Below are 6373 nucleotides of genomic sequence, written 5' to 3' on the forward strand. Positions count from 1 at the left end.
CCCAGCCCGGCCCCTGCGCCGGCTCCCGCGCCGAGCCCGGCCCCTGCGCCGGCACCGAGCCCCGCTCCCGCGCCGGCTCCTGCGCCCGCACCTGCCCCCGCACCCGATGTCAGCAACCCTGGCGTCGTCATCAAGCCGGCAACCGCCACGTCGTCGGCGCTGGAGAACGGCGGCATGCCCGCCACCAACACGATCGACGGCAGTCTCGGCACGCGCTGGTCGAGCAAGCAGGAAGACGGCGCCTGGATCCAATGGGATTTCGGCAAGAAGACGCAGATCGGCGCGCTGAAGCTGAGCTGGGAGAACTCCTACGGCAAGGAGTACGCGCTGCAGGTCTCCGACGACGGCCAGAACTGGTCGCAGGTGCGCTACGTCAGCAACGGCAAGGGCGGCACCGAGGGCTTCTACAACCTCGGCATCAACGCGCGCTTCGTGCGCCTGCAGGGTGTGGCACGCGGCACGCAGTACGGCTACTCGCTGTGGGAAGCCGAGTTCAAGACGCCGGGTTCCGACAACACGATGCCGACGGTGGCCACCGCGCCGCTGAAGGCACCGACCAGCGGCGCCGGCATGGCCCCGTTGCCGACCCAGGTCGATCCGGTCGAGACGCTGCAGTTCACGCTGGCCGACGGCACCCTGGTCACGCGCTTCGGCATCCGCGGCCTGGCCCGCCACGCCCGCGAGCGCGGTGAAGACTGGAACGAGATCGGGCAGGGCCCGAACGAGACGGTCGACGCGAACGGCAACCCGGTCGACAAGGGCCCGGGCAACTTCCTGACCTTCGTGCCGAACTACTTCAAGAACCGCACCTGGGGCTTCGAGATCATCGACAACAGCCGGGTCGCCGGCGTGACCGCCCCGACGCTGCGCGTCAACCACTACTTCACGCAGGACCAGTTGCCTGGCGGCGTGGCGTGGTTCCGCGCATTCGACCGCGTGGGCGTCACCGGCTACGGCTGGATGAACCCGGGCCAGCTGGTCAACGACAAGGTCACGATCTGCCCGCCGGTGGCCTACCCGCCCAACGGTAGGCTGTTCAGCAACAGCATCCTGAACAACGATTGCAGCCTGACCGTCAAGGACTACCCCGGCCATGGCGACATCGGCGCGGACGGCATGCCCAACGGCCGGAACGTGCCCGCACGTCCGTTGGTGGCGGGCGACGTGATCGAGGTCTCGCCGTCGTTCTTCTCGACCAAGGAGGCGATGGCCGCCAAGGGCGACAACGGCGGCATCCGCTACTACGCGGGTGAATGGACCTACGTGGTCGGCACGGGCCTGCGCCCCTGGTACGGCGTGCAGCCGCGCCTGATGAACGCGCCGCTGCCGGCCGAGACGCTGCAGGGCGGCACCGGCTCGCTGTCGTACGACTATGCCGACAACGGCACCTTCATGTTCCAGCAGCCGCACATCAACGTCGGCATGCAGAACATGCAGCGCTTCGTCGAAGGCCGCCGCGCGATCCACACCAACATGATCACCGGCGAGCACAACGAGCCGGGCAACGACCGCTTCGATGCGCTGGTGGGCCTGCAGGGGCCGCGCTACAACCAGTCGTCGTGCATCGCGTGCCACGTGAACAACGGCCGCAGCCCGGCGCCGGCGGCCGTCAACCAGCGCCTGGACACGATGTCGGTGCACACGGCGTCGATCAATGCCCAGGGCCAGCAGGTGCCCGACTCGCGCTACGGCGTGGGGGTGCAGATGAACGCCCGCGGTGCCGATGGTGCGCCGCAGGACTGGGGCAACGGCGTGCGCGTCGCCGGCTTCGACACCCAGATCGTGAAGCTGGCCGACGGCACGACGGTGGAACTGCGCAAGCCCAAGCTGGCCTTCGACGGCCCGACGCCGCAAGTCGTCTCGCTGCGCGCTGCGCAGCCGATGCTGGGGACCGGCCTGCTGGAAGCGATTCCGGAAGCCGACATCCTGGCGCGTGCCCGCGGCACGGCGGACGCCGACGGCATCAAGGGCCAGGCGAACTTCGTGTTCGACCCGGAAACCGGTGACGTGCGCCTGGGCCGCTTCGGCTGGAAGGCCGGCAAGTTCAGCCTGCGCCATCAAGCCGCGTCGGCCCTGCTGCAGGACATGTCGGTGACCACGCCGGTGTACCCGAGCCGCGATTGCCTGTCGGGCCTGCCGACCTGCCGCACGAAGAACGAGAAGGGCCTGGCCGAAACCGACCTGCAGTCGATCTCGCGCTACCTGCAGCTGCTGGCCGTTCCGGCACAGCGCAGCCTGGTGAGCGGGTTCCCGAAGGGCGTGGCACCGCTGGCGGACCTGGACGTCGATCCGGTCAAGGTGGCCAACGGCGCGAAGGTGTTCAAGGCGGCGAACTGCACGGGTTGCCACGTGGCGGACCAGAAGACCGGCTCCGGCCACCCGCTCGCCGAGCTGCGCAACCAGAGCATCAAGCCGTACACCGACCTGCTGCTGCACGACATGGGGCCTGACATGGCCGACAGCTATGTCGAAGGCACGGCGGCCGGCAACCTGTGGCGCACGTCGGCCCTGTGGGGCATCGGCTACACCGACCGCGTGATGGGCACGGCCGGCAAGGTCGGCTACCTGCACGACGGCCGCGCCCGCTCGCTGACCGAAGCGGTGATGTGGCACGGCGGTGAAGCCACCAACGCCCGCAATCGCTTCGCGGCGCTGTCGACGGCGGATCGCCAGGCACTGCTGGCGTTCCTCGGATCGCTCTGATCCTTCCGCTGATCTGATGAAAGAAAGCCCCGCTTCGGCGGGGCTTTTTCCTTGATCGACCGGTCACCCGTCGATGGGGTCGAATCCGTTTCTTTCGGCCCAGTCATTGAACAGGTTGCGCAGCTCCTCCGGAAGCTCGAGCACGAAATCGATGTTCAGAGGGTACGCATCAGCCAGGAAGTAGCGGCAGGCATCGAGCAGGACCTCGTCTTGCCGCCCGTCCTTCGGTCTTTTCTGTGCGTTTCGCTCCGGCTTCCTGGCCAGCCACAGCTTGTGGAGCGCCATCCATCGAGGGTCGGGAACGTAGAGCGGGCAAGCTCGATGGCGCTGTGTCGCAACCACTGCAAATGCCGCCTTCCCGCACAAGAGCCACTCTTGCTCCACCAACGAGACCATCGGCTGGAACCTCTCCTTCTTGGGGAGGGGGGCTCGGCTTGGCGCGGCCAGCAGTTCAACTTCGTAGCCCGCGCTGTTGACCGCCTGGTAGGGCTTCTTCGGGTTCAGTGTGTATGTGGCGTCGATGGACTGGAGCACGTTGATCAGCGGCTTGCGGCTGTCCACGTCTGGGTCGGGAACCAGCCTGGCCCGGGACACGCCCGAACCACGGCACCATGCCAGATCAAAGTCTTGCGTGGGCTCGTTGCCCGCGGGGAACTTCACGCCGCAGAGAACTTCGTACGCCGCAAAGGCGTTGGTGCCAACGACCAGAAGGTCGTTCCTCAGCAGCCCCTCGACATCAAAAGCACGAAGCAGTTCCCCTTGCTTGTCCAGCATCACCGGCAGGCGCAGGGCGCGGTACTGCCGCGCACGTTGTTCGATGAGGGCATCGGCGTCGGCAACACGCTTTTTGGCCGTCTCCTTGTCAGCGACGAAGGACTCGTAGGCAGCCTCTGTTTCAGGCGAGCGAGCGCCCTGGGTCGTTGCGCTGTCCTGGCTGCCGCGTTTGACGGCCAGGTAGTCGACTCCACCCTTGGCCTGCCAGAACATCGAGCTGGGCAAGGAAGCCACGGTCTGCCGAGCTTGATGCCACTGTTCATAGGCTGCTTCAAGGTTGGCGATGACCTGTCCCGAGTCGGACAGAAATGGGGCGAAATCTGCCTTGGTGTATGCCATAAGTTGTTGACTATAGGCATATTCCACCGATCACGCGCAAATTTGAGCGTGATCGGTGGAAAGGGGGGTGCAAGGATCAGAACAGGAAATACCGCTGCGCCATCGGCAGCACCGTCGCCGGCTCGCAGGTCAGCAGCACGCCATCGGCGCGCACCTCGTAGGTCTGCGGATCGACCTCGATCTTCGGCGTGAAGCCGTTGTGGATCATGTCGGCCTTGCTGATCGAACGCGTGTTGCTCACCGCCACCGCGCGCTTCTTCAGCCCGAGCTTCTCGGGCACGCCGGCCGCGAGCCCYGCCTTCGAGACGAAGGTGACGCAGCTGTCGTGCATCGCGCCGGCGAACGAGCCGAACATCGGCCGGTAGTGCACCGGCTGCGGCGTCGGGATCGATGCGTTCGGGTCGCCCATCGCCGCGGCCGCGATGAAGCCGCCCTTCAGGATCAGCGACGGCTTCACGCCGAAGAAGGCCGGCTTCCACAGCACCAGGTCGGCCAGCTTGCCGACCTCGACCGAGCCCACCTCGTGCGAGATGCCCTGCGTGATCGCCGGGTTGATCGTGTACTTCGCGATGTAGCGCTTGACGCGGAAGTTGTCGTGCCGCGCGCTGTCCTCGGGCAGCGTGCCGCGCTGCGCCTTCATCTTGTGGGCCGTCTGCCAGGTGCGGATGATCACCTCGCCGACCCGGCCCATCGCCTGGCTGTCCGACGACATCATCGAGAACACGCCGACGTCGTGCAGGATGTCCTCGGCCGCGATCGTCTCGCGGCGGATGCGGCTCTCGGCGAAGGCCAGGTCCTCGGCAATCGATGCATCGAGGTGGTGGCACACCATCAGCATGTCGAGGTGCTCGTCGATCGTGTTCACCGTGTACGGCATCGTCGGGTTGGTCGACGACGGCAGCACGTTCGGCAGCCCGGCCGCCTTGATGATGTCGGGCGCATGGCCGCCCCCCGCGCCCTCGGTGTGGAAGGTCGCGATCGTGCGGCCCTTGAAGGCGTCGATCGTGCTCTCGACGAAGCCCGATTCGTTCAGCGTGTCGGTGTGGATCGTGACCTGGATGTCGTGCCGCTCGGCCACGCTCAGGCAGTTGTCGATCGCCGCCGGCGTGGTGCCCCAGTCCTCGTGCAGCTTCAGGCCATAGGCCCCTGCCTCGACCTGCTCGTCGAGCGCGCCGGGCAGGCTTGCATTGCCCTTGCCCTGGAAGCCCAGGTTCATCGGGAACGCCTCGGCCGCCTTCAGCATCTGGTGGATGTACCAGGGGCCGGGGGTGCAGGTGGTCGCGAAGGTGCCGGTGGCCGGGCCGGTGCCGCCGCCGAGCATCGTCGTGACGCCGCTCATCAGCGCCTCCTCGATCTGCTGCGGGCAGATGAAGTGGATGTGCGAATCGATGCCGCCGGCCGTGACGATGCTGCCCTCGCCGGCGATGATCTCGGTGCCGGGGCCGATCACGATGTCGATGCCGGGCTGCACGTCGGGGTTGCCGGCCTTGCCGATGCCGGCGATGCGGCCCGCCTTCAGGCCGATGTCGGCCTTCACGATGCCCCAGTGGTCGATGATCAGCGCGTTGGTGATCACCGTGTCGGCCACGTCCTTCGCCAATCGCTGGCCCTGGCCCATGCCGTCGCGGATGGTCTTGCCGCCGCCGAACTTCACCTCTTCGCCGTAGCCGCCGGCCAGCAGCGTGTAGTCCTTCTCGACCTCGACGATCAGGCCGGTGTCGGCCAGCCGCACGCGGTCACCGGCGGTGGGGCCGAACATCTCCGCATAGGCGCGGCGGTTGATGGTGGCCATCAGAGCGCTCCCTGGACTTCGCCGCGGAAGCCGTAGACCCGGCGGTCGCCGGCATAGTCGACCAGCTCGACCGTGCGCTGCTGCCCCGGCTCGAAGCGCACCGCGGTGCCCGAGGCGATGTTCAGCCGCATGCCGCGCGCGGCCGCGCGGTCGAACTTCAGCGCCGGGTTGGTCTCGGCGAAGTGGTAGTGCGAGCCGACCTGCACCGGCCGGTCGCCGCTGTTCTCGATCACCAGCGTGATCGTGCGGCGGCCGACGTTGATCTCGATGTCGGGGCCGTCGATCAGCAGTTCGCCTGGAATCATCGCCGGCTCCTTCAGTTGACCAGCAGGGCGACGCCGAACAGCGCGACGGCTGCCCCGGCCACGCGCGGCAGCCAGGCGGCGCGCGAGCGCAGCAGCAGCCCGATGCCGATGCCCGCGCCATGCAGCAGCGCGGTGGCGGCGACCATGCCGACCAGCGCGAAGGCCGCGGTCGGCCCGGCCAGCTCGGCGCCGTGCGCCAGGCCGTGGAACAGCGCGAAGCCCGCGGCCATCAGCGCACCCGCAGCAGCCGGCAGGCGCGCGTTGGTGGCGAGCAGCAGACCCAGCGCCAGCAGCGACGCGGCGATCATCGGCTCCACCGCCGGCAGCGTGATGCCTGCGAGGCCGAGCAGCGCACCCACCAACAGCGTGCCGGCGAAGGCCAGCGGCGCGATCCAGGCGCGGCGCGCCGTCATCGCGCTCCAGACGCCCAGCGCGACCATCGCGGCCAGGTGGTCGAGCC

At 67.9% G+C, this 6373-nt stretch carries 5 protein-coding genes; 1 reads left to right on the forward strand and 4 read right to left on the reverse strand.

The features are described 5' to 3' along the window. Positions 1–129 precede the first annotated feature (129 nt). Positions 130–2703 (forward strand): di-heme oxidoredictase family protein, encoded by a 2574-nt coding sequence (locus AC1D01_RS16480; RefSeq protein ID WP_477868076.1) that lies wholly within the window; start codon positions 130–132, stop codon positions 2701–2703. A 63-nt stretch (positions 2704–2766) separates the two neighbouring features. On the opposite strand, the gene AC1D01_RS16485 is transcribed toward AC1D01_RS16480, so the two are convergent. The 4 genes from AC1D01_RS16485 to AC1D01_RS16500 all read right to left on the reverse strand — a co-directional run. After that, on the reverse strand, positions 2767–3843 hold the full coding sequence (locus AC1D01_RS16485) for a GSU2403 family nucleotidyltransferase fold protein (protein ID WP_477868068.1): 1077 nt from the start codon (positions 3841–3843) through the stop codon (positions 2767–2769). A 49-nt stretch (positions 3844–3892) separates the two neighbouring features. After that, positions 3893–5608, reverse strand: a complete 1716-nt coding sequence (ureC, locus tag AC1D01_RS16490) for an urease subunit alpha (RefSeq protein WP_477868070.1) — start codon at positions 5606–5608, stop codon at positions 3893–3895. After that, entirely contained in the window at positions 5608–5913 is a 306-nt protein-coding gene (locus tag AC1D01_RS16495; RefSeq protein WP_477868072.1) for an urease subunit beta, read from the reverse strand. The genes ureC and AC1D01_RS16495 overlap by 1 nt, the downstream gene beginning before the upstream one ends. A gap of 11 nt (positions 5914–5924) precedes the next feature. Beyond that, a partial coding sequence (locus tag AC1D01_RS16500) for a HupE/UreJ family protein (RefSeq protein ID WP_477868074.1) occupies positions 5925–6373 on the reverse strand: 449 nt, incomplete at its 5' end.

Source organism: Rhizobacter sp. P3_B12, assembly GCF_056402895.1.

Excerpts from the sequence above, each read along its gene's own strand:
- AC1D01_RS16495 (WP_477868072.1), bottom strand. The coding sequence starts at position 5,913 with ATGATTCCAGGCGAACTGCTGATCGACGGCCCCGACATCGAGATCAAC.